The sequence below is a fragment of the Planosporangium thailandense genome (genome assembly GCF_011947195.1).
Taxonomy (GTDB): Bacteria; Actinomycetota; Actinomycetes; order Mycobacteriales; family Micromonosporaceae; genus Planosporangium; species Planosporangium thailandense.
In genome coordinates, this window is sequence record NZ_JAATVY010000018.1 from 38,714 (window position 1) to 61,900 (window position 23,187).

The window sequence follows — 23,187 nt, forward strand, 5'->3', positions numbered from 1 at the left end:
CGTCAAGAGACGGCGAGAAGGGGTGTTCTAGGTGGGTGTCGGCAGGCCCGGGAAGTGACTGTTCCAGAGAACCGACCGTGGGGATTGGGTCAGCCGCGCTGGATTGCAGAACCGGTCCCCGGTGTCCTCCCGGGCCCGTCCCGGCCGCCTGACGACAGTCGGCCCCGCGCCGCGATTGCCAGCGGCATCGAAAGCAGGCCGACCACCAATACCAGCACGGACGCGGCCACCATGGATGACCACGCCGGGGTGACGGGCCTGCCGGGGCCGCTGTCGTCGAGCATCGCACCGAGCGAGTTCAATGCCAGCATTCCGATCGGCGTGAGCAGGATCAGCAGCGCCCAGACGCCGCGGTAGTCGTGCCGGGCGGCCAGGCCGAGCGCGAGCAGCGCCCCGCCGATCAGCAGTGTCACCGCAGCCGCCGGCAATGCCGTTGCGGCGGCATCGTAGTAGTAGCCGCCGGAGAAGACGAAGCGCGGCGCGGTGCTGGCGGCGACCGGCACGCTCGCTGCCGCGGCGGCGAGCGGTATCAGCCGAACCCACCAGGGTTGCCATCCTATCGCGCCGAGCGCGACGATACCGAGCACGAGCTGGGGCAGCAGCACGAACAGCGGCGGCCGGTGCATTCCGGTCACCATCGCAGCCAGCACGACGCTTCCCGCAGTCACCAGCACGGCGAGGCCGACCGCCCACCGGAACCACCGGCCGGGCGCGACAACGTGCACGACGACGGCCAGCAACCAGGCTGCCCACGCTGGGACGCCGAGCGACAGGAAAGGCCCGCGCTGCGGAAACCACGGTGCCGTGGACGCCACCGCCTCGAAGATCGCCCACCCGGTCGCGAACGCGGCTAGCGTGGCCAGCGCGAGCAGGCCGGCGAGCCGGAAACCGGGACCGAGGCCTTGCGCGATCCGCAGGTGCTGGCGCAGCCCACCGGCCGCGAGGTCCGCGACGTCGGCGGCCGAAGGTCTCTTGCGGTCGGGCGTGGCCAGGGACAGGTAGGTGTCCACCAACTCCGAACCACGCTCACGCCGATAGTCGGCCGGATAGAACAGCGCCGTCCAGCGCGCATAGCGGCGTTCCAGATCGGTCATGGTCGAGCCTCCCTGGTTTTGCCCTTCCGGGCGGTCACGCCGGCGTTCCGCCGGGCTCATGCGACCCCTCCACTGAGGCGGGGCGCGGCCTGGATGGCGCGCAACCGGGCGGTTGCGGCATCGACGTTGCGGCGCATGCGTTCGGTTTCGGTGGCCAGCACCTCGCCGCCGGGCTCGGTGAGCTGGTAGTAGCGGCGCCGCCGGCCTTCGACGATCTCCTCGTGGTCAACGCGCACCAGGCCGGCGTCGACCAGCCGGTCGAGCGCCCCGTACAGCGTGCCGGGTCGCAGCGAGATGTGGCCGCCGGACAGCCGGTCCACCTCGGCGATCAAGCCGTACCCGTGCAAAGGCTCGCCGGCCAGGGCCGTGAGGATCAAGAACGTGGGTTCTCGCAGCGGGGTCTCCACGCGAGCCAATATATCGGCTGCGAAGGTATGACGGAAGATTGCCACCGCCGGACACAACCCGGATACAGATGCGTCGTCACCGCATCCGGAACCTTGTCCCAGCGACACGCCGACGGCGGTGCCCCCGGATGGAGGCTCGATCCACGGCGCATCGGGGCGTGGAAGCTCAGCATCCGCTCATGGCTCCCCTCTGTGTCAAGAGGCGGCGAGGAGGAGTGTTCTAGGGTGGGTGTCGGCGGGTCCGGGAAGTGACTGTTCCGAAGAGCTGACCTTGGGAATTGGGTCAGCCGCGCTGGATTGAAGAGCCGCTCCCGCTTGTCCTCCCGGGCCCGTCCTCGCCGCGTTGGCATCTCTGATCATCTGCTTGTAGACCAGGTCGGACAGTCGGCGTTTGAGGGCGCGTATGGCTTCCATGGGGGTTTTGCCGGCGGCGAGTTTGCGCCGGTAGTAGGCGCGGCCTTCGGTGTCGTTGCGCAGTTGGACGATGGCCATGATGTGCAGGACGCGGTTGATGCGCCGGTTGCCGGCGCGCGAGAGCCGGTGGCGTTCCTGGTCGCCGGAGGAGGCGTCCAGCGGTGCGGTGCCGTTCCAGGAGGCGAAGTGGCCGCGGCTGGCGAAGCGGGTGATGTCACCGATGTCGCCGAGTAGCCGGGCGGCACCGGACGGGCCGATGCCGTTGAGTTCTTGCAGGCTGCTGCCGGTGGTGGTGACGAGTTCGGTCAGCTGCGCGTTGGCCGCTTTGATCTTCTTGTCGATGACGGCGAGTTCGGTGATGAGCTCGGAGGCCAGTTGGCGGCGGGTGCGGCCGACGATGTCGCGGGGGCGGACCGTGTTGAGTAGTGCGCGGGCTTGGGGTGCGGACAGGTACTTCTTTGCCCCGCCCGGCACCAACTCCAGCAGCAGGTGGTGCAGCCGGCTGATGGTCTCGGTGCGGGCCCGGCCGAGGCCGTCGCGGCGGTCGACCAATAGTCGCAGCGCCACGGTGGTGTCATCGACGGCGACCTGCCGCAAACCGTTGGTGCGTAAGGCGACCACGGCCACTGAGTGGGCGTCGACGGGGTCGGTTTTGCGGCCCTGGCCGGTGGCGAACACCCGGGCCCGAGCGGACAGTTTCGCCGGCACGTCGAGTACGGTTTCGCCGTCGGCGACCAGGCGCTGGGCGATGTGGCGGCCGATGCCGTTGCAGCCTTCCACCGCCCAGGTGCGATCCGGATACGTTCGGCCGACCTTGAGCATCGCCTGGTAGCCGACGGTGTCGGTGCCGAACCGGCCCTGGGCCAGTACCTTCTCGCGGTCGTCGATGACCTCGATGGTGGCCGAGCGTTTGTGTGGATCCATCCCGATGATCACACGCCGCACGGTGCCCTCCTCGATCAGACTGAGCTGATGTCGGCGAGGAGGGCATCGCTACTTTGAGCTGGGCAAACCCCTCTGGAGCCTCTCCGCGCCACGGTGACCGGCGGGGCGCATGCCAAAAGAGAGCCACACCAACCTACGGCGGGCAGCCGATGAGAGAGCTATCCCGCCGGTCACCTCGACCTAGCCTGGCCGGGCTGCGGTCGTAACACCAGTAGATAAGTAGCCGCTGACAGCGCGCTGGAGACGACCGGATCTGCCGATGGGTGGACGTTGTGCTTCGGTTCGTCAGGAGATGGGTTCTGCGCTTCCCCCGAACGTCGCGCGGTAGTCCCGCGGCCGGTGCCCGGTCAGGCGGGTGAAGACGGCGCTGAACGTCCCGGGGTCGCGATAGCCGACATCGGCGGCGATGCTGGCGACTGTCCGCTCGGTGGCCTCGAGCAGGTGTTTCGCCGTGCGCACCCGTTGCGCCTGCAGGTATCCGAGCGGGGTCTGGCCGGTCTCGCCGCGAAACCGCCGCAGGAGGGTTCGTGTGCTGACGTGGAACGTCGCGGAGAGCAGCCCGAGGTCGTAGCGCTCGCGCACGTTCTGGTCCAGCCAGCGTTTGACGCCTTGCGAGAACTGGCTGCCGGTGGCCGGCAACAGCTCCGCGTCGACGTACGGAGCCTGGCTCGACCGCGCGTCGTCGACGAGCGCGACACGCGCGGTGGCGCGGGCGACGCGGTTGCCGTTGTGCTCGCGGATGAGGCCGAGGGCAAAGTCGTACATCGCGCTGAACGCGCCTGTCGTGGTCACCCCGCTGTCGGTGACGACGAGTTTCTCCGGTCTGACGTCGGTGCCGGGGCAACGGTCTGCCAGCCGGTCGGCAAACAGCCACGCGGTCGTCGACTCTCGCCCGTCAAGCAGGCCGGCGTCGGCCAGCAGGAACGCGCCGACACAGATCGACACCAGCGCGACTCCCGATTGCGAGCTGGACCTGATGGTTTCGATCTCCGGACCGAGCGACGTGAGCGTCGCGTGCAGGTCGAGTCCGGGGCACAGCTCGAACCCGGGTACGACGAGGACATCGACCTGCCGCACCGGCACGACTGTGATCGCCACACCGCCGGAGGCGACCACGCGCCGCCGCGGCGACAGGATCGACACGTCGTACAGCGGATCCCTGGTCGCGTTGGCCGCGGCGATGTGCGAGGCCATCGTGAGGAGGTCGGGAACCCCGAAGACCTCCGACGCGAAGCATCCTGGATACGCGAGCACACCGACACGAAGCGGGGTCACCATGGTGGCGAGATTACCCGGACATGTGGCGATCTCGCCCCTGGCCGAACCAGACACTCCCGCCCGACGATACGGCTATGGCGATCACTGAACCGCAAGCGGACGACGCTCTCGCGGACTTCTCGACACGGCTTATCGACATCGAGGGCGTCACCAAGACCGTCTACGTCGGCGGGTCCGGGCCGGCTGTCGTGCTGATGCCGGAGATGCCCGGCATCAGCCCGGACGTCGCCCGCCTGGCGCGCTGGATTCGAGACGCGGGATTCACGGTCTACCTTCCGTCGCTGTTCGGTATCGACGGCGCCTTCCCCAGCACCGCCGACGGGGAGAAGGTCGTCCGCCGCGCCTGCGTCAGCGCCGAGTTCCGCGCGTTCGCCGGTGGCGGCACAAGCCCGATCACGGCCTGGCTTCGCGGGTTGGCCAGGACGGCGCTGGCCGAGTGCGGCGGGCCCGGCGTGGGAGCGATCGGGCTGTGCTTCACCGGCAACTTCGCGCTCACCATGACACTCGAACCGGCCGTCATCGCGCCTGTGGTCAACCATCCCTCGCTGCCACTGGACGACCCCGCCGGGCTGGAGATCAGCGACGAGGACGCCGCGATGGTGCGCGAGCGCATCGAGCGTGATGGGCTGACGGTGCTCGCCTACCGTTTCGACAACGACCGGTGGTGCACCGGCCAACGGTTCGCCGCCTACCGGGCGCTCCTCGGCGACGCGTTCGACGGACGCGTCGTCCCGGGCGAGACGGCCAACCCCGAGCCACCCCCGTTCTTCCGTGATGTCGTCGGCTGCCCCCACAGCGTCGTCACAGCCCATCTCGTCGACCAGCAGGGACACCCCACACTGCGCGCCCGAGACGAGATCCTGGCCTTCCTGGCCGAACGGCTCGGCCACGACGATCCAAGGGGGCATGAGACGCATTGACGTACTCTCATGCCGCATTCCGCGCGGTTCTTGGCGGGCGGGCGCTCACGCCCGACCGCGACTCTGCGCTGACGAGCCCGTTCGTGTGACATGCCTCGCACGGTGACCACCCGGCTGGCCACGGCAATAGGGACACACTCAGTAAGCACGGCTGTCACGGGGTCGGTGGCCCCACCTGGACCTTGCGGCCGACGCCGGCCCGGAACTGCGCGAGGGCGTCGGCGTACGCCTCGAGCGGGAACCGGTGGCTGATGAAGACCTCGGGCCGCAACACGCCGCCGACGAACAGCTCGCCGGCCCGCTCGTAGCTGTGCAGCACCGCCATCGAGCCCGTAATCGTGATCTCCTGGTTATAGATCTTGTACGGCTCGACGGTCACCCGCGCTCCGTAGTCGGCCACGCCAAACTGCAGGAACGTGCCGCCCCGGCCGACACGCCGCAGCCCGTCGGAGATGGCCGCCTCGACGCCAGTGCAGTCGATGACGACGTCCCAGCCGCGCGGCGCCTCCAGTTCGTCGGCGCTCGTCACCGCGGCGGTGCAGCCCAGCAGCTTCGCCGTCGCCAGCCGCTCCGGGTTGAGGTCGACCATCGACACGCTGGCCGCCCCCGCCCGCTTCGCCAGCTCCATCATCATCAGGCCCATCGTGCCGGAGCCGTAGATGAGGTAGTGGTCGGCCATCCGGCGCGGCAGCACGTCGAAGCCGCGTACCGCGCACGACAGCGGCTCGATGAGCGCCGCGTCGGCGACGGCGACCCCGGCCGGCAGCCGGTAGCAGTTCTTCACCGGCGCGAGCGCGTACTCGGCGGCGCCGCCCGGCACGCTGATGCCGATGCCGCCCCAGTTCTCGCACAGGTTGCCGCGGGCCCGGCGGCAGTAGTAACACTCTCCGCAGTGCAGCGACGGGTCGACGGCGACCGCGTCGCCGACGCGCACCTCGGTGACGTCGGCGCCCACCTCGACGACCTCACCCGCGAACTCGTGGCCGGGCACGATCGGGTACGCGGGCGCGAACTCGCCGTCCATGATGTGCAGGTCGGTGCCGCAGATCCCGCAGCCGGCGACGCGGACGACCACGTCCCGTGGGCCGGGCGTCGGATCCGGAACGGTCTGGATCTCGATTAGACCGGGCTCGACGATGACGGCTGCTTTCATTTGACGGCTCCCATTGACAGTCCGCGTACCAGCTTGTTCTGCGCCAGCCAGCCGGCCAGCAGCACGGGGAGGGACACCAGCGTCGCGGCGGCGCACAGCCGGGCGAGGAACAGCCCCTCCGAGGAGATGAACCCGACCAGGAAGATCGGCGCCGTACCGGATCGGGTGGCGGTCAGGTTGACGGCGAAGAAGAACTCGTTCCAGGCGAAGATGAAGCAGATCAACGCCGTGGCGGCGATTCCGGGCGACACGATCGGCCCGATCACCTTGCGGATCGTCAGTCCGAGCCCGGCGCCGTCGACCGCGGCCGCCTCGACGACCGAGCGCGGCACCTCCAACAGGAACGAGCGCATCATCCACACCGCGAGCGGCAGGTTCATCGCGGTGTAGAGGATGACCATCGTCCAGATGTTGTCGAGCATCCCCAACTGCTTGACCACGAGATAGATCGGCAGCAGCGCGGCGACGGCCGGCAGCATCTTCGTGGAGATGAAGAAGAACAGGGCGTCGCGCCACTTGCCGACCGGCCGCATCGACAGCGCGTACGCCGCCGGCGTGGCCAGCACCAGCACCAGCAGCGTGGAGAACCCGCTGGCCATCAGTGAGTTCAGCAGGTACGGCGTGACGTTGCGGCCGAAGATCTGCCGGTACTGGTCCAGCGTCGGGTGGAACAGCCAGGCCGGCGGGTTGCTCGCCGCGTCCTGCTCCCGCTTGAACCCGGTCAGCACCATCCACAGCACCGGGAAGACGAAGACGATGCCGACCGCCCACGCGGTGACCGTCCAGGCCGCCTTTCTCATCGCCCCTCCTCCATCCGGAACAGGCTGGAGATGACCCGCAGCGCGAACGTGGCCACGACGATCGTGCCGATGACCACCACGACCCCGGCCGCGGCCGCCTCGCCGTACTCGAACTTGCGGAACGTGGTCAGGTAGATCTCGTACGGCAGGTTGGTCGTCGCCGTACCCGGGCCACCCTGGGTGATGGTGAAGACCGCGTCGAACGTCTGCACCAGGTAGATCGAGCCGAGCAGGGCGCCCAGCTCCAGGTACTGCCGCAGGTGCGGCAGCGTCATGTGGGTGAAGACCTGCCGCGCCGACGCGCCGTCCACCCGGGCCGCCTCGAGGACCTCCTCGCTCTGGCTCTGCAGCCCGGCCAGCAGGATCAGCATCATGAACGGGGTCCACTGCCAGACGAGGGTCGCCACCACGGCCACCATCGGGTAGCTGGACACCCAGTCGGTATGCCCACCCAGCAGGCCATTGATCAGACCGTACGCCGGGTTGTAGATGGCGTGCTTCCACAGCAGCGCCGCGGCCATCGGCATCACCAGGAACGGCGTGATGAGCAGCGTCCGCACGACGCTCCGGCCGGGGAACCTGCGGTCGAGCAGGACAGCCAGGCCGAGGCCGAGGAGCAGTGACACGAGTACCGCGCCGGCCGTCAGCACGATCGTGTTGACCAGCGCGGCGCGCAGCCGCGCGTCGGTGAGGACGCTGGCATAGTTGGCGAGACCCACGAAGTGGCGCTCGCCGGGACGCAGCGCGTTCCAGCCGAGCGTGGACAGATAGAGCGTGACGAGGAACGGCACCTGCGTCACGATGATCGCGAAAATCAGTGCCGGCAGCAGCGGCAGCCGGCGTGCCCAGCGGTCCCGCGCGTCGGCGCGCTTCGGTTGCGTCACCGCGCGGGCACCGGCCGGCGCGGCGCCGGTGGCAATCGCCTGAGTCACGTACCCGGCCCTCCCATCCGGTGGTGGGGCGCGCCACCGTGCGGCGGCGCGCCCACTGCCCTTATTTCCGGTACTTCTTCGCGACGTCCTCGGCCAGCTTCTGGCCGTTGGCGAGGGCCTGGTCGACCGGTGTTCCGTTCGCGATGCACGCGGCGACGTCCTGGGACACCTTCGTACCGAGGTCGGCGAACTCCGGGATGTCGACGAACTGCACGCCGACCGTCGGCCGCGGCTGCACGCCGGGGTTGACCGGATCAGCCTCCTCGATGGCCTTGAGCGTGACGTCGGAGAACGCCTTGGCCGAGTCCGTGTACTGCGGGATGTCGTACGTGGACTTCCGCTTGCCGGCCGGCACCCGCGACCAGCCCAGCTTCTCGCCGACCAGCTTCTCGTAGTCCTTGCTCGTCGCCCAGGAGATGAACTTCCAGGCGGCGTCGGCCTTCTTGGTGGTCTTGGGCATCGCCCAGGCCCACGCCCACAGCCAGCCCGAGGACTTGGTCTTCACGACCGGGGCGTACACGTAGCCGACCTTGCCGGCGACCTTGCTCGCGTTGGGGTCCTCGAGGGTACCGGCGGCCGAGGTGGCGTCGTACCACATCGCGGCCTTGCCCTGGCCGAAGGTGTTGAGGCACTCGGTGAACCCGGCCTGCGATGCGCCGGACTCCCCGTGCTGGCGGATCAGGTCGACGTAGAACTTCACCGCGTCGGTGAACTCCGGCGCGTTGACCTTCGGGGTCCAGTCCTTGTCGAACCAGGTGCCACCGAAGGTGTTGACCACCGTGGTGAGCGGGGCGAACATCTCGCCCCAGCCGGGCAGGCCGCGCAGGCAGATGCCCGCGACGCCGGCCGTCTTGTCCTCGGCCTTGGCGGCCAGGTCCGCCACCTGCTGCCAGGTGGGCCGCTCCGGCATCGTCAGGCCCTTCGCGGCGAAGATGTCCTTGTTGTACATGAGGAACGACGACTCGCCGTAGAACGGAGCGGCGTACATCTTGCCGTCCTCGCCCGACAGTGACTTCACCATCGGATCGAGCAGGTCGCCCTTGTCGTAACCGCTGTCGGAGTCGGCGTAGCTGGACAGCTCGTGCAGCCAGCCGTTCTTGGCCCAGATCGGCACCTCGTACGCGCCGATCGTCGCCACGTCGTACTGCCCGCCCTGGGTGGCGACGTCCTGGGTCACCTTGTCGCGCAGTTCGTTCTCGGGCAGGATCGTGAACTTCACCGTGATGCCGGTCTGCTTGGTGAAGTTGTCGGCCGTGAGCTTGGCGATGTCTTCCATCTGCGGGTTGCCGACCATCAGCGCTGTGATGGTCTTGTCGCTACCGCTGCCCGAACCGGTATCGCCGGCGCCCGAGCAGCCACTGAGCGCGAGGGCGACCGTGGCCGCGCCGGCCAGGAACGCTAAGGCGGGCGCGGAGCGCCTTCTTCTCCCCATTTTTCGCACAGCAGACCTCCACGTGGGGGTGTTGGAACGGTGGTGGGTGTGAACGATGAGCGGACTGGTGGTGTCGCCCGGTCAGCCGGGCGCGGTCATACCCGGATCACGTTGGGTCCGAGAAGCGAATAGCGGTGCGCCTCCAGAGCGGGCAGCGCGGAGTCGGTCACGATCGTGTCGAAGTCGGTGACCTCCGCGAACCGGCAGAAGGTGCTCACCCCGAACTTGGTGTGGACGCCGGCGAACACCCGGCGGCGGGCGACCCGGACGACCTGCGACTTCACGTCCGCCACCGCCGGGTCGGGGGTGGTCAGTCCGTGTTCCCGGGAGATTCCGTTGGCGCCGACGTACGCCAGGTCGATGACGAAGCCGGCCAACATCCTGGTGGCCCAGTGATCAACGGTGGCGAGGGTGCGGCCGCGTACCCGCCCGCCGAGGAGGAGCACGGTGTTGGAGGTCGAGGTCGACAGCGTCGCTGCCGTGCTCAGCGACGCCGTGACCACCGTCAACTGCCGGTCGGTCGGCAGCGCCTCGGCGATCAACTGCGGCGTGAACCCCTCGTCGATGAAGACCGTCTCGGCGTCCCCGAGCAGTTCGGCGGCTGCCGCGGCGATCCGCCGCTTCTCGGGTACCTGACGCGTGGTCCGCATGGCGAGGGTCGTCTCGAACCTGGCGGTCTCCACCGGGTACGCGCCGCCGTGGGTGCGCCGGACCAGCCCGTGCTTTTCCAGCACGCGCAGATCACGCCGGATGGTCTCCGGCGCCACCGCCAGGTCGGCGGCGAGCTTGGCCACGTCGACGGCGCCGTCCCGGCGGGCCTGGCTCAGGATCCGGTGCTGTCGCTCCTCCGTGTTCACCCCGCACCTCCCTCCGGCGCCGCGCCGTCATCCGGCGTTGATCGGTGACCAAATGTCTAACATCTGTACGACGATGTGAGTGGGCTCACAGGGAGATCATCCTCGCCTGCTTTTGCCCGTTCGGACAGTCCGCGGTGAGGGCTCGAATCGCCACAATGCGGGCAACACGACATGAACCGCATGCCCGATCGGGCACGCCTCGCGCCCGGTTAGCGCCCGGTTCTCCCGTGTGGGCGAATGGAGGGCCACGCGACAACGGGGCACCCCGCGTGATGGTCACGGGCGGGGACGACCACACGGGACGATCGGTGATCGCCTTGCCACCGACACACCGCACTCAATCCCGCGTTTGCCGTGCTCAGCTTGGTAACGTGCGGCCAATCCTGGGCCGTATCCCCTCCGTGGCGCAGGGCTGACAACGGAAACGCCCAACGTCTGCTCGCTCGGGAACGACGTCCCGTCGGCGGGAAGCCGCGCGTACGTGCCCGAACTTACGGAGGCGATCCGTGACAGACAACCGGATCAAGGATGGTGTCACAGCGATGTTCAACGGAAGGGTGACTCCGGACATCACCGTCCTGGAGCCTCCACGGGTCGCGCTGGAGCCCGGCCACCCGAACCAGGCCGTTCAAGTGCTGGCCATGGCGCAGCGCACGGCTGACGAGTATGTCCAGAACGCGCAGCGGCGCGCGGACAACATCCGCGCGGATGCGCTGGCGGCCGCCGAGCAGATCGTCCACGACGCCGAGGTGCACGCTGACAAATTGCGGCATGAGGCGGACAAGGTGCTCGGCGCGGCGCGCGAGGCCGCCGAGCAAACGGCGCGGGAGGCCCGGGCGCGCGTGGAGGAGTCGCAGCGGGACTCCGACACCATCGTGGCGAAGGCACGGGCGCAGGCGGCGACGATAGCGGCCAAGGCGGAGGAGTACGCGCTGGAGCTGAAGCAGCAGGCCCAGCGGCGCTACGACGACGTCGTGGGCAGCCTGGCCTTCAGGCGCGAGGCCCTGCAGCAGCAGATCGAGGCTCTGGAGCGGTTCGACCGCGAGTACCGGGCTCGGCTGACGGCGTTCATGCAGGGTCAGTTGCGCGCCCTCTGGGTCGACCAGCCCCAGGTAACCGGTGAGTTCGACTCTCCTCGCGCGGAGATGTCGGACAGGTCCGTGGTACGGGACCAGCCGGCGCCCGAAACGTCGACCGCGTCCGGATCCGTGTGACGCCAGGGCCGGGAGCCCCGCAACGGCCGCCCTACACGTCGCGGAGACCTGCTGTCCCCGCGACGTGTAAGGCTCCAGCGCCCCCGCCACTTGCCGGGCCGCGCACAGCTGCGTCTGAGCACGGCAGCACGGTGCGGTGGTGGGTATACATGCCGATGAACGTGCGGATCGGCGGCATTCTGGGAGTGGCGGGTCGCCGTTCAGGTTTGGGCTATGGGGCGACCGACCGTGAGCGCATCGCGGATCGTTGGGTCCAGGGAGTGGAAGGCGGCGTCGGGCTCGGCGCCCACCGCGTCGAGCACGCTGCTGAAGAAGCAGCGGGCCGCTGCGGCGAGGATGACGTCGAGGATGTCCCCGTCGTCCACACCGAGGTCGCGGAGTTCGGCAAGGTCGTTCTCGGTCATGTGGGCCGCTCCGGCGGCCACCTTGTCCGCCAGCGCCATGACCGCCCGATCAACCGGTGCCAATGTGGCCGCAGCGGGTGCGGTGACGATGGTCGAGACGGCTGCCGGACCGTCGAACTGCTCGGCGAGCACCTTGCCGTGGGCGAGTGAGCAGTAGCTCGACCGCAGCCGGAGTGCCGCTGCGACGGTGGCCAACTCGTAACGGCGCGGATCCATCGACGCCTTGATTGCGCCATTGAGGGCGCGCCACGCCTCCAGCACCGCCGGTCGGTTGGCGAAGACCCGCGTGTAGTTGGCGACGTAGCCGAGAGTTTCCCGGTCGCGGTCGTAAACAGCCGCCACTTCTCCGGTGGCACCATCGTCGGGCGGCGTCCGAATCCAGCTCATCCGCCGACCATAGACCCGAACCGCGACCGCGAGAAGGCGCCAGCCGCGCCGGTGTCGGTGCAGGCCAAGCGGGCAATGGTCCCTGCGACTCCACACCGACCGATTTGTACCCACTAACTCATCTCGCTGCCGCACTCAACTGCGCCGGTGTGAGCGACGAGGTGTCACGGCGGTCAACGGCGCACGGCATCGTCATCGCTCGCACCTTTCCGATGGACGGGACAGCCAGCCGAGAAATCGGTTATGCAGCGTCCCGGCCGGCGCGTCGTGCAGGTCGTCGGCTGCCTCGACGACGTAGGACGACATGAGCAGTGACAGGGAGGCCGGGGCGCGGTCGTACTCGGCAATCAATTGACGCCGCCGGCTGAGGCACGGCCAGGACTGGTAACAAACGGCACAAGCCCAGCTCGGACGTAGCGGTACGTGCAGTGTCGTCATGGGAGGCTCCTGCCCTGGCCGCATCCGGCGGGGCACCGGAGTGTCGCGCCGCATATGACGCACCAGCAACGTGACTGGCGGTACGTGACGAGCCCGGCAAGAAAGCCAACCGCTAACGCGGCGATGATCCCTGCGATCAAGCCATAACCCATGTTTCGCCTCAGCCCTTGATCCCCGCGATCGACTCGGTCACCACAGTGGCGACGCTCTATCTCCACTGCGGCGACGCTCTGCAACGATGTTGCGATTACGACACGAGCTCGAATGGCACTGATGCCATAGCTGCACCAGCGATCGGTACCCCTACCGCCGTGGACCGTCACCCGCGATGCGCCGACGACACCCGCTCCCCGGTCTCCAGCGGTAGCTCCTTGCGACCTGTACAGGACCGTATGTCGATGCCATCTAGGTCCTCAAGTCCTCTATAGGACTTGAGTTTCAGATGACGCCATCGAATACCGGTACGGTGTTCAACACGAGTAGTCCTTCATAGGACAGCGCCCAGGATGGGACAGGCCATGAGTGACGACCTCGGTGCCAAGGCACCCAAGTACCTGCAGATCGCGGCGCAACTCCGCCGTGACATCGGCGACGGCAAGTTCAAGCCCGACAACCGTCTCCCTGCCGAGACTGCCCTCGCCGAGCGCTTCCGGGTCAGCCCAATTACGTTGCGGAGCGCCATGGCGGTACTGCGAGCCGAGGGCCTGATCGAGTCGCGGCACGGGGTCGGTACGTTCGTCCGCGAAAGCCGGCGGTTGCAGCGCAGGTCACGCGATCGTTACGGCCGCGCCCGCAAAGACCATCAGCTCCTCACCTCGCACCTTCGACACGAGATCGTGTTCGCCGGAAGGGCGTCCCTTCCGGCGGAGATCGCCGCAGTCATGGATCTTGAATCCGGCACCGAGGTGGTCGTCCGACGCCGTCACCTTTACAGCAAGGAAACCGGCCGGCCCGAGGAGATCGGCGCAAGCTACATCCCGCTGGAGATCGCTGGTGGCACGTTCCTCGAAGAGCCGACCGTCGTGCCCAAGGGCCTGTTCCTGTGCATCGAGGAGCTGAGCGGCAAGCGATACACCACCGCACGCGATCACTGGGTCGCACGCCTACCGACGGCCGAAGAGGCCGCCGCCCTCGAACTCCCGACAGGCGCACCGGTTATGCATGTCATCCACGCGGCTCGCGCCGAGGACGGCAGCATCCTCGAAGTCTCAGAATCAGTGTGGCCGGCCGACCGGATCATGGTCATCGACGACTACGAGGTCGAGTCGACCGCAACGGAGCCCGCAGCACCGTCCGAGGTCTGACTTGGAGGAACCGACAATGTCACTCGTCGACCTGGCACCCGGACAACACGCCAGCCGGGTACGTGACCACTGGTGGTGGCGGCCCGGCTGGCGCATCGGTCGCCGCTTCTACGCCTTCCACGTCACCTTCGAAGAACAACCCGACCTGTACCGGCTCGCCGACAACTACCGGGTCGGCCTGGCCGCCATGCCAGCGCTAACGCTGATCCCCGACCAGTGGCTACACCTGACCATGCAGGGCATCGGCTTCACAGACCAGGTCAGCGATGCGACTGTTACGGCGATCGTCGACGAAGCACGCGACATCCTCGCAGACGTTCCGGAGTTCGAGGTCGAATTCGGCGAGGTCATCGTCACCGACGAGGCCATCGTCATGCCCGCCGAGCCGGCCGCGCCGGTCCGTCACCTGCGCGCCGCCGTCCGCGGTGCGATCGGCAGGGTTTTCGGTGAGGACCAGGTCCCCGAGAACGCGGACCGGTTCCGGCCGCACGTCAGCGTCGCCTACCTCACCGCCGACGGCCCGGCAGCGCCGTACGTCGAGGCGCTCCAAGCCGCCAAACTTGAGCCTGCGCGTGTCCGAATCAGCCATATCGACCTGATCGAGATGCACCGCGACCGGTATATGTACGAGTGGACGGTTCTCGCCCGACTCCCCCTCAGCTAAGCGATTTCGAGATTGGACTGCCGCACCAAGCACCGAGGCGATTGAAGACCAGATGCCTCCGGTGCCGGCTTCAGCTCGGGAGAGGCGCCTTCCGCCGCCGTCTCCGGGCATGGAGCTTCGATCAGCGGCCGTACATCGCGACCCTCGCGGCGGCGTACGCCCCACGGATCCGCTCCCCCGCCTCCGCATCACCGCTCTCCCCGACCTCGGTACCCTCCCGGGAGGCGTCCCAGTGCGGGGGCTCGGCGGCCCCGGCGAGGGCCCAGGCCGCCTGCCTGGCCGCGCCCAGCGCGACGTACTCGCCGGGCTCGGGTACGACGACCGGCGCGCCCAGCACGGTCGGGGCGATCGCACGTACCGCCCGCGAGCGCGCGGCGCCGCCGATGAGCAGGATGCGCCGCGCCCGCACCCCGAGGTCCTGGAGCGCGGCCAGCCCGTCGGCCAGCCCACAGAGCATGCCCTCGACGGCGGCGCGCGCGAGGTTCTCCGGCGTCATGTTGGTGCGGCGCAGCCCGGCGAGGGTACCGGTGGCGTCGGGCAGGTTGGGGGTGCGCTCCCCCTCCAGGTACGGCAGCAGCACCAGGCCCTCGGCGCCGGGCGGCGCGTCGAGGGCGAGCCGGTCGAGGCCGGCCAGGTCGGTGCCGAGCAGCCGCGCCGCGGCGCCGAGCACGCGGGCGGCGTTGAGCGTGCACACGAGCGGCAGGTACCGGCCGGTGGCGTCGGCGAACCCGGCGACGGTGCCGGACGGGTCGGCGACGGGATGCGAGTGCACGGCGAACACCGTGCCGCTCGTACCCAGCGATACCACCACATCCCCGGCCCGGGCGTCGAGGCCGAGCGCCGCGGCCATGTTGTCGCCGGTACCGGCCGACACGAGCACCCCGGAGCGGGTCTCGCCGGCCGCCTCCCAGGGCGGGAGCACCCGGGGCAGCCGGGGCCCCCGGCCGAACGCACGTTCCACGATGTCCGAGCGGTACTCGCCGGTGGCCGGCGACCAGTAGCCGGTGCCGGAGGCGTCGCCCCGGTCGGTCACGGGTGACCCTTCACGACCGAGCAACTGCCAGGTCAGCCAGTCGTGGGGCAGCATGACGTCGCTGACCCGCTGCGCGTGGTGCGGTTCGTGCTCGGCGAGCCAGCGCAGCTTGGTGACGGTGAAGCTCGCGACCGGCACCGAGCCGACGGCGTCCGCCCAGGCGGCCGGCCCGCCGAGGTCGCGGACGAGATCCTCGGCGGCCACGGCCGACCGGGTGTCGTTCCACAGCAGGGCCGGCCGGACGACCTCGCCGGTCTCGTCCACGGCGACGAGCCCGTGCTGCTGGGCGCCGACGCCGATCGCCGTGACGCCGTCGAGCAGGCCGCCGGCGGACGCCGCTTCGAGCGCGGACCACCAGGCGGACGGGTGGACCTCGGTGCCGTCCGGATGCGCGGCGCTGGCCTCGGCGAGCACCGTGCCCGTCTCGGCGTCGCAGACCACGATCTTCGTCGACTGGGTGGAGGAGTCGATCCCGGCGACCTTCGTCATGCCGACAGGCTAGTGCCCGGTCCGCTCACGAAATCTTGGGGAGTTTGACATCGAATACGGTGTCAAAATCCCCAAGATCCGCGAAGCGCTCAGCCCACGGGTACCCCACCACCCGCGATCACGTCGCGGTACCAGCGCGCGCTGTCCTTGAGGGTGCGCCGCTGCGTGGCGTAGTCGACGTGCACGATACCGAACCGCTTCGAGTAGCCCCACGCCCACTCGAAGTTGTCCAGCAGCGACCAGACGAAGTACCCCCGCAGGTCCACGCCTTCGCGCAGCGCCTCGTGCGCCGCGGCCAGGTGCCCGCGCAGGTACTCCACCCGCTCCGGGTCGTGCACCTGCCCGGCCGGGTTCGGCTCGTCCGGGTAGGCCGCGCCGTTCTCGGTGATGACCAGCGGCACGTCGCCGTAGTCGCGGTGGATCCGGCTGAGCAGCTCGCGCAGCCCGGTGGGGTCGACCGACCAGCCCATGTCGGTGAGCGGGCCCGGCGGCTGGAGGAACCGGACGTGCTCGCTGCCCGGCCAGGCCGACGGCGCGGGGACCGCGTCCGGCGAACCGACCGGCACCGGCCCGGGCGGCTCGCCGGCGCCGACGAGCATCGGCTGGTAGTAGTTGACGCCCAGCAGGTCGATCGGCCTGGCGATGGTGTCGAGGTCACCGTCGCGCACGAAGTCCCAGCCGGTCAGGTGGGAGGTGTCGGCCTGCACGTCCGCCGGGTACTGCCCGCGCAGCACCGGGTCGAGCCAGATCCGGTTCATCAGGCCGTCGATGCGCCGGGCGGCGTCGACGTCGTCGGCCGCGGCGCTGGCCGGCCGTACCGTGGTCGGATTGATCACGAACCCGACCTGGGCGTCGGCGGCGAGGCGCGAGGCGCGCAGGGCCTGTACGCCGAGACCGTGCGCCAGCAGCAGGTGGTGCGTCGCGGTCAGGGCCGCGACCGGATCGGTACGGCCGGGGGCGTGCTCGCCCGAGCCGTGCCCCAGCATCGCCGAGCACCACGGCTCGTTGAGCGTGGCCCACACGCCGACCCGGTCACCGAGCCGGTCGGCGACCAGGCTCGCGTACTCGGCGAACCGGTACGCGGTGTCCCGGTTGGTCCAGCCACCGGCGTCCTCGAGTTCCTGCGGCAGGTCCCAGTGGTACAGCGTGAGCACCGGCCGGATCTGCGAGGCGAGCAGGTCGTCGACGAGCCGTTCGTAGAACGCCATGCCGGTGGGGTTGACCGGACCGCTGCCGGCCGGCCGTACCCGCGGCCAGCTCACCGAGAACCGGTACGCGGAGAGCCCCAGCTCCCGCATGATCGCCACGTCCTCGACGACGCGGTGGTAGTGGTCGGCGGCCACCGCGCCGGTGTCGCCGTGCAGCACCTTGCCGGGGGTGGCCGAGAAGGTGTCCCAGATGGACGGGGTACGCCCGCCCTCGGTCGCGGCGCCCTCGATCTGGTACGCCGCGGTCGCCGCTCCCCACATGAACTCCGGTGGGAACCGCAGCCTGCCCTCGGTGGCCGCCTCCGTCTTCAACGAGGAAGTCACCCTTTCACCGCCCCCTGCATGATTCCTCCAAGGATCTGCCGGCCCATCAGCGCGAAGACCACCAGGATCGGCAGCGTCGAGACGAGAGCCCCGCAGAGCACCAGCGAATAATCCCGAACGTACCCACCCTGGAGCGCCGACAACGCCACCTGAACCGTGGGATTCTGCTGGGTCATCGCCACCAGCGGCCAGAAGAAGTCGTTCCAGGTGGCCATGAAGGTCAGCATGCCCAGTACGGCGGCTGCCGGCCGGGCGACCGGCAGCACGACGTGCCAGTACAGCCGCCAGGTGGAGCAGCCGTCGAGCCGGCCGGCCTCCAGCAGTTCGGTCGGCAGGGCGGTGGCCAGGTACTGGCGCATGAAGAACACGCCGAAGGCGCTGACCGCCGCCGGCGCGACGAGCGCCTGGAGGTGCCCGGCCCAGTGCAGCCAGTTGGCCATCATGATGTACAGCGGGATGATGCCCAGCTGCGGCGGCACCATCATCGTGGCCACGACGACGCCGAGCAGGGCACCCTTGCCGCGGAAACGCAGCTTCGCGAAGGCGAACCCGGCGAGCGTCGAGGTGAACACGACCGAGATCGTCACCAGGGTGGACACGACGAGCGAGTTGGTCAGGGCGAGCCGCATGTCGGTGCGGGTGAACACCGCCCGCAGATTGTCCAGCAGCCGGCTGCCGGGGACCAGCACGGGCGGCGTCCGGCTGATGTCGCCGGTGTCGTGGGACGCGGCGACGAGCGTCCAGTACAGCGGAAACATCGACAACAGCAGGACCACGCCGAGCACGGCGTAGGTTCCCCAGCCGGCGGACAGCTGGCTGTTGCGGCCACGGCGCCGGGGCGTCATCAACACCGTCATGATGCGTCAACCCCTCGCATCCGGCGGGCGGCGACCAGGTTGACCGCGACGAACAGGGCGATGATGCCGAACATCGCCCACGAGATCGCGGCGCCGTACCCGTACTTGAACTTCTGCCAGAACTGGTCGTAGGTGTAGAGGGCGAGCGTCTGGAACTGGTGTTGGGAGCCTCCGGTTGTCGGCGTCTGACTGGTGTTGAACAGCAGTGGCTCGCCGAACAGTTGCAGCGAGCCGATCGTCGACACGATGACGGTGAACAGGATCGTCGGGCGCAGCATGGGTACGGTGATCGTCCGGAACTGTCTCCACCGGCTCGCGCCGTCGAGCGCGGCCGACTCGTACAGCTCGAACGGGATCGCCTGCATGCCGGCCAGGTAGATGAGCGCGTTGTAGCCGGTCCAGCGCCAGGTGACGATCACCGAGATGGCGATCCAGGACGTCCAGGTGCCGGCCTGCCAGTCGACGTGGTCGACCCCGACGAGGCCGAGCAGCCAGTTGACCATGCCGTAGTCGCGCCCGAACAGCTGGACGAAGATGATGGTGACGGCGGCGACCGACGTGACGTTGGGCAGCAGCACGCCCATCCGGATGAGCGTGCGGCCGCGGAGCTTGTAGTTGAGCAGGTGCGCGACTCCGAGCGCCAGCAGAAGCTGCGGCACGGTCGAGATGAGCCCGATGCCGATCGTGTTCTTGACGGCGTTCCAGAAGAAGGGGTCGTGCCAGAGGGCGACGTAGTTGCGCCAGCCCACGAACGCGCTTTCGCTGCCGGGTGTGTCGGCCCGCCAGCCGGTGAGCGAGACGTAGCCGGTGTACACGAGCGGGAACAGCCCGAACACCCCGAACACGACGAAGAACGGCGCCACGAACGCGTACGGCGCGCCCTTGGTGTCGAGCCGGTACCGCCGGACCGGTAGGGCGGCGTGCGCGGCGGCGGGGCGGGGTCTGGTCATCACGGCCATGGCGGGTCCGTCCTGGGTCGGGTCGCCGGTCAGGAGACGATGTTCCGGACGTCGGCGACGGCCTTCTTCCAGGCCGCGTCAGGGGTGGCGGTGCCCTGCTCGACGGTGGTGAGGGCGTTGCCGATGGCGTTGCCGATGTCGCCCTGGTGCGGGCCGAGGATCTGCGGCTTCAGGCTCTTCACCGACTCCGAGAAGATCTTTCCGGCGGGCGCGTTGTTGAAGAAGGGGTTGTCGTATCCGGCGACCTCCGGCTGGCTCCACAGCGCCTGGTCGGACGGGAAGTTGCCCTTGTTGGTGAACAGCCACTTCTCCTGCTCGGGGGCGGTCAGCCACTTCGCGAGCTCGATGGCTTCCTTCTGGTGGCGGCTGGCCCTGGGCACCGTGAGGTAGGAGCCGCCCCAGTTGCCGCCACCGGTGCCGGGGATCCGGGCGATGTCCCACTTGCCCGCGGTGTCCGGAGCGTTGTCCTTGATGTAGGCCATCATCCAGGACGGGCAGGTGACGGTGGCGAACTGCCCCTTGGCGAAACCGGTGTTCCACTGCGGGCTGAACGCGGCGAGCCCGGCCGACTCGCCGGCCTGGATCGCGGCGACCGTGGTGTCCCACGCCTGCTTGACCGCCGGGTTGGTCTCGACGATGACCTTGCCGGAGGCGTCGTAGGCGTTCCGGGTGGACTGGCCGATGATCGCGTTGTAGAGGTTGCTGCCGGCGTCGAACCATTTCACGTTCTTGTCCGGGCTCTTGGCCTGGAACTGCTTGCCGACCTCCACGTACGAGTTCCAGTCGGTGAACAGCGCGGACACCGCGTCCCGATCGCTGGGCAGGCCGGCGGCCTTGAGCAGGTCGGAGCGGTAGCACAGGGCGAGCCCGCCCACGTCGGTGCCGAGGCCGAAGAGCGCCTTGCCGTCCTGACTGGTCGCCGGCTGCCACTTGGAATCGACCCACTGGTCCTTGCGGACGCCCTGGCCGAGGAAGTCCACGAACTTCGCGGCCTGCGGCCGGAACCCGGCGATCTGCCCGATCTCGATGGCTTCGATGTCGGCGGTGCCGGCGCCGCTGAGCAGGTGGGCCTGCAGGTTCTTGTGGTGGGCGCCGTAGTCGGTCACGTTCTGCTTGACCGTGATGTTCGGGTGGCTCTCCTTGTACCTGGCGTACAGGTCCTGGTAGCCGAAGTCGCCGAACAGGTTGACGGTCAGGGTGACCGGGCCGTTGTCGCCGGCCGGTCCGTCCGAGCTGCTGCCACAGCCGGCGAGCAGTGAGCCCACCAGCATGGCGCCGACCCCGAACAGCAGGGCCGGTCGCCGGGTCATCGCGACGCGCATGAAGACTCCTCGGTTCTGTTCGCGCCTGCGGTGGGCGCGCTCGCCACGGGGACGACGCGCTCGCCGACGGCGGGACGGGCGCACCCCGCCGGACCGGCGGGAATCACGGAATGAGAGAGCGCTCTCTCATGTGGCGTAGAGCGTGCATCTGAAACCTACGGATGTCAATATCACCGGGGAAAACGCAGCGGAATCGAGCCCGATACCCGGACCGGGTGAGCGGCTAGGTCGCCCCCGAGAGAGCGTTCCCGCAGGTGGGCCGGGCGCCGCCACCCCGGCGCGGGCACGGCGACGCGCCGGTCCCGGATCGCGCGACCGGCGCGGAGAGCGCTTTCTAGATCAGTACACTGAGCGGGCCCGTCCGCCGCCCGGCCGGATCGCGCGCCGCACGGCACGATGGGGTCAGAAGGTGTCGGGCGGACCGCGCCCGGACGAGCGGGAGGACAGCATGGGCCCTGGTGCGCCCGGCCGCGAGCGGCCAACCTTGGAGAGCGTCGCCGCGCGGGCCGGGGTGTCACGTGCGACGGCCTCCCGGGTCGTCAACGGCTCGCCGACCGTCGCGCCGCACATCCGGGAAGCGGTGCTGCGCGCGATCACCGATCTCGGGTACGTCCCCAACCAGGCCGCCCGCAGCCTGGTCACCCAGCGCACCGACTCGTTCGCCCTCGTCCTGACCGAGTCCGCCGGCCGGGTCTTCTCCGACGACCCGTTCTTCCCCAGCATCGTGCAGGGCGCCAGCCAGGTGCTCGACGCCGCCGGCAAGCAACTGGTGCTCATGATGGTCAACTCAGGCGCCAGCCACGAGCGCGTCGAGCAGTACACGCTCGGTGGGCACGTCGACGGCGTCATGGTGGCCTCGCTGCACGGCGCCGATCCGCTGCCCGGCACGCTCGCGCGCCGGAACATCCCGGTCGTCGTCAACGGCCGACCGCTGGGCCGGCCGACCGTGCCGTACGTCGACGTGGACAACGAAGACGGCGCCCGGCTCGCGGTACGGCATCTGCTCGACACCGGCCGCCGCCGGATCGCCACCATCGCCGGCCCGCAGGACATGGTCGCCGGGATCGACCGCCTCAACGGGTACCGCGCCGAGCTGAACGACTCCGACCGGCGCTCGATCATCGCCACGGGCGACTTCACCCGGGAATCGGGCATCGCCGCCATGCGGCAACTGCTCGCCGACGACCCGGAGCTGGACGCGGTGTTCGCCGCCTCCGACCTCATGGCCGCCGGCGCCCTGCGCGCGCTGCGCCAGGCCGGCCGGCGGGTGCCCGACGACGTAGCCGTGATCGGCTTCGACGACAACGAGATAGCCCGCTACACCGAACCGCCGCTGACCACCGTCCGCCAACCGATCATCGACCTCGGCCGTACGATGGCCCGCCTCCTGCTGCGGATCGTCGACGGTGGCGGCGTCGACCCCGCCACCGTGCTCCCCACCGAACTGGTCGTACGCGAATCCGCGTGACCGGCACGTTTCGTCCGTGACCGCACGGTCGGGACCGTACCGTGGCACCCGTGAGCAACGAGACGAGCGCCGACGCGCGGTCGATGGCGCAGCTGGCCGGCCTGCTGGCCGACGGCACCCGCGCGACGTTCTGCCTGGCCCTCCTCGACGGCCGGGCGTGGACCGCCGGCGAGCTGGCGCGGCTGGCCGGCGTCGCCCCGTCGACCGCGAGCGCGCACCTGACCCACCTGGTCGGCGGCGGGCTGCTCGCGGAGGAGCGCCAGGGTCGGCACCGCTACGTGCGGCTGGCCGACCCGGGCGTGGCCGAGCTGATCGAAGACCTCGCCGCGTACTCCCCCCGCGTGCCGGTCCGGCCGAACTCACTGCGTACGGCGAACGCCACGGCGGCGCTCGCCTGGGCGCGCACCTGCTACGACCACCTCGCCGGTCGGCTGGGCGTGCTCCTGGTCGACGCGATGACCGACCAGGGGCTGCTGGAGGCCGGGTGGGGCTTGAGCGACCACGGCCTGCGCTGGTTTGCCGACCTGGGCATCGACGTGGCGGCGCTGCGCTCGCCGCGGCGCCCGCTGGTACGCCACTGCCTGGACTGGACCGAGCGCCGACCGCACCTGGCCGGCGCCGCCGGGGCGGCCCTGTGCCGGCACTTCTTCGACCGTGGCTGGGTCACCCGCGCCGGCGGCCAGCGGCGGGCCGTGCGCGTCACCGAGTCCGGCCGCGCTGCGCTGCACGACGTCCTCGGCGTTCCGGTGGCCGACCTGACCCCGCCCACCCGGTCCGCCGGCCGGGGCGGCCGGGCCTGACCAGCGAGGCGGAACCTCTCAGTACTCCGTGACGTCGGCCGATGACACGCCTAGATTGTCAATGTCTGCGTCGGCGCGCCCTGC

The 23,187-nt window shown here is 69.5% G+C and carries 21 protein-coding genes; 6 read left to right on the forward strand and 15 right to left on the reverse strand.

The window, feature by feature from the left end:
• Positions 1-89: 89 nt before the first annotated feature.
• From HC031_RS22040 to HC031_RS22055, 4 genes are all read right to left on the reverse strand, one after another.
• Complete coding sequence (locus HC031_RS22040) at positions 90-1,094, reverse strand: hypothetical protein (protein WP_167927287.1); 1,005 nt, start codon at positions 1,092-1,094, stop codon at positions 90-92.
• 56 nt (positions 1,095-1,150) lie between these two features.
• Positions 1,151-1,501, reverse strand: coding sequence for a helix-turn-helix transcriptional regulator (locus tag HC031_RS22045; protein ID WP_167927288.1), 351 nt, complete (start codon positions 1,499-1,501; stop codon positions 1,151-1,153).
• A gap of 195 nt (positions 1,502-1,696) precedes the next feature.
• Positions 1,697-2,860 carry an IS110 family RNA-guided transposase gene (locus tag HC031_RS22050; protein WP_338090771.1) on the reverse strand — a complete coding sequence of 388 codons (1,164 nt, stop codon included), beginning with the start codon at positions 2,858-2,860 and terminating at the stop codon, positions 1,697-1,699.
• A 285-nt stretch (positions 2,861-3,145) separates the two neighbouring features.
• Positions 3,146-4,138 carry a GlxA family transcriptional regulator gene (locus HC031_RS22055; RefSeq protein WP_167927289.1) on the reverse strand — a complete coding sequence of 331 codons (993 nt, stop codon included), beginning with the start codon at positions 4,136-4,138 and terminating at the stop codon, positions 3,146-3,148.
• Between the two features lie 74 nt (positions 4,139-4,212).
• Between HC031_RS22055 and HC031_RS22060 the strand changes: the two genes are divergently transcribed.
• Complete coding sequence (locus tag HC031_RS22060) at positions 4,213-5,058, forward strand: dienelactone hydrolase family protein (protein ID WP_167927290.1); 846 nt, start codon at positions 4,213-4,215, stop codon at positions 5,056-5,058.
• Between the two features lie 154 nt (positions 5,059-5,212).
• Here HC031_RS22060 and HC031_RS22065 read toward each other — a convergent pair whose 3' ends face one another.
• The 5 genes from HC031_RS22065 to HC031_RS22085 all read right to left on the reverse strand — a co-directional run bounded on the left by HC031_RS22065 (position 5,213) and on the right by HC031_RS22085 (position 10,232).
• Positions 5,213-6,211, reverse strand: coding sequence for a zinc-dependent alcohol dehydrogenase family protein (locus HC031_RS22065; protein ID WP_167927291.1), 999 nt, complete (start codon positions 6,209-6,211; stop codon positions 5,213-5,215).
• The gene (locus HC031_RS22070; protein WP_167927292.1) at positions 6,208-7,011 is read right to left on the reverse strand and encodes a carbohydrate ABC transporter permease; all 804 of its coding nucleotides are present in this window, start codon (positions 7,009-7,011) and stop codon (positions 6,208-6,210) included. Before HC031_RS22070 ends, HC031_RS22065 begins: the two co-directional genes overlap by 4 nt.
• On the reverse strand, positions 7,008-7,943 hold the full coding sequence (locus tag HC031_RS22075; protein ID WP_338090772.1) for a carbohydrate ABC transporter permease: 936 nt from the start codon (positions 7,941-7,943) through the stop codon (positions 7,008-7,010). Before HC031_RS22075 ends, HC031_RS22070 begins: the two co-directional genes overlap by 4 nt.
• Before the next feature lie 61 nt (positions 7,944-8,004).
• Positions 8,005-9,375, reverse strand: a complete 1,371-nt coding sequence (locus HC031_RS22080) for an ABC transporter substrate-binding protein (RefSeq protein ID WP_167927293.1) — start codon at positions 9,373-9,375, stop codon at positions 8,005-8,007.
• 95 nt (positions 9,376-9,470) lie between these two features.
• On the reverse strand, positions 9,471-10,232 hold the full coding sequence (locus HC031_RS22085; protein ID WP_167927294.1) for a DeoR family transcriptional regulator: 762 nt from the start codon (positions 10,230-10,232) through the stop codon (positions 9,471-9,473).
• Positions 10,233-10,738: 506 nt separating this feature from the next.
• On the opposite strand from HC031_RS22085, the gene HC031_RS22090 reads away from it, so the two are divergent.
• Positions 10,739-11,446, forward strand: a complete 708-nt coding sequence (locus HC031_RS22090; protein WP_167927295.1) for a DivIVA domain-containing protein — start codon at positions 10,739-10,741, stop codon at positions 11,444-11,446.
• 200 nt (positions 11,447-11,646) lie between these two features.
• Here HC031_RS22090 and HC031_RS22095 read toward each other — a convergent pair whose 3' ends face one another.
• Positions 11,647-12,237 carry a carboxymuconolactone decarboxylase family protein gene (locus tag HC031_RS22095; RefSeq protein WP_167927296.1) on the reverse strand — a complete coding sequence of 197 codons (591 nt, stop codon included), beginning with the start codon at positions 12,235-12,237 and terminating at the stop codon, positions 11,647-11,649.
• Positions 12,238-13,193: 956 nt separating this feature from the next.
• Between HC031_RS22095 and HC031_RS22105 the strand changes: the two genes are divergently transcribed.
• Positions 13,194-13,979, forward strand: coding sequence for a GntR family transcriptional regulator (locus tag HC031_RS22105; protein WP_167927298.1), 786 nt, complete (start codon positions 13,194-13,196; stop codon positions 13,977-13,979).
• A gap of 16 nt (positions 13,980-13,995) precedes the next feature.
• Complete coding sequence (locus HC031_RS22110) at positions 13,996-14,643, forward strand: 2'-5' RNA ligase family protein (RefSeq protein ID WP_167927299.1); 648 nt, start codon at positions 13,996-13,998, stop codon at positions 14,641-14,643.
• Positions 14,644-14,764: 121 nt separating this feature from the next.
• Here the strand turns inward: HC031_RS22110 and xylB are convergent, their stop codons facing one another.
• The 5 genes from xylB to HC031_RS22135 form a co-directional block, all read right to left on the reverse strand.
• Positions 14,765-16,165, reverse strand: coding sequence for a xylulokinase (gene xylB / locus HC031_RS22115; protein ID WP_167927300.1), 1,401 nt, complete (start codon positions 16,163-16,165; stop codon positions 14,765-14,767).
• 89 nt (positions 16,166-16,254) lie between these two features.
• Positions 16,255-17,697, reverse strand: a complete 1,443-nt coding sequence (locus HC031_RS22120; RefSeq protein WP_338090773.1) for a GH1 family beta-glucosidase — start codon at positions 17,695-17,697, stop codon at positions 16,255-16,257.
• Positions 17,694-18,542: a carbohydrate ABC transporter permease gene (locus HC031_RS22125; RefSeq protein ID WP_205863088.1), complete on the reverse strand. Its 849-nt coding sequence runs from the start codon at positions 18,540-18,542 to the stop codon at positions 17,694-17,696. Before HC031_RS22125 ends, HC031_RS22120 begins: the two co-directional genes overlap by 4 nt.
• An 8-nt stretch (positions 18,543-18,550) precedes the next feature.
• Positions 18,551-19,504, reverse strand: a complete 954-nt coding sequence (locus HC031_RS22130) for a carbohydrate ABC transporter permease (RefSeq protein WP_205863075.1) — start codon at positions 19,502-19,504, stop codon at positions 18,551-18,553.
• Positions 19,505-19,542: 38 nt separating this feature from the next.
• A complete protein-coding gene (locus HC031_RS22135) occupies positions 19,543-20,835 on the reverse strand; it encodes an ABC transporter substrate-binding protein (protein ID WP_167927303.1) in 1,293 nt (430 codons plus the stop codon).
• A gap of 448 nt (positions 20,836-21,283) precedes the next feature.
• Here HC031_RS22135 and HC031_RS22140 point away from each other — a divergent pair, with 448 nt between their 5' ends.
• Together HC031_RS22140 and HC031_RS22145 are read left to right on the forward strand one after the other, a co-directional pair.
• A complete protein-coding gene (locus tag HC031_RS22140) occupies positions 21,284-22,303 on the forward strand; it encodes a LacI family DNA-binding transcriptional regulator (protein ID WP_167927304.1) in 1,020 nt (339 codons plus the stop codon).
• 83 nt (positions 22,304-22,386) lie between these two features.
• On the forward strand, positions 22,387-23,103 hold the full coding sequence (locus HC031_RS22145) for an ArsR/SmtB family transcription factor (protein WP_167927379.1): 717 nt from the start codon (positions 22,387-22,389) through the stop codon (positions 23,101-23,103).
• The last annotated feature ends 84 nt before the right edge of the window (positions 23,104-23,187 follow it).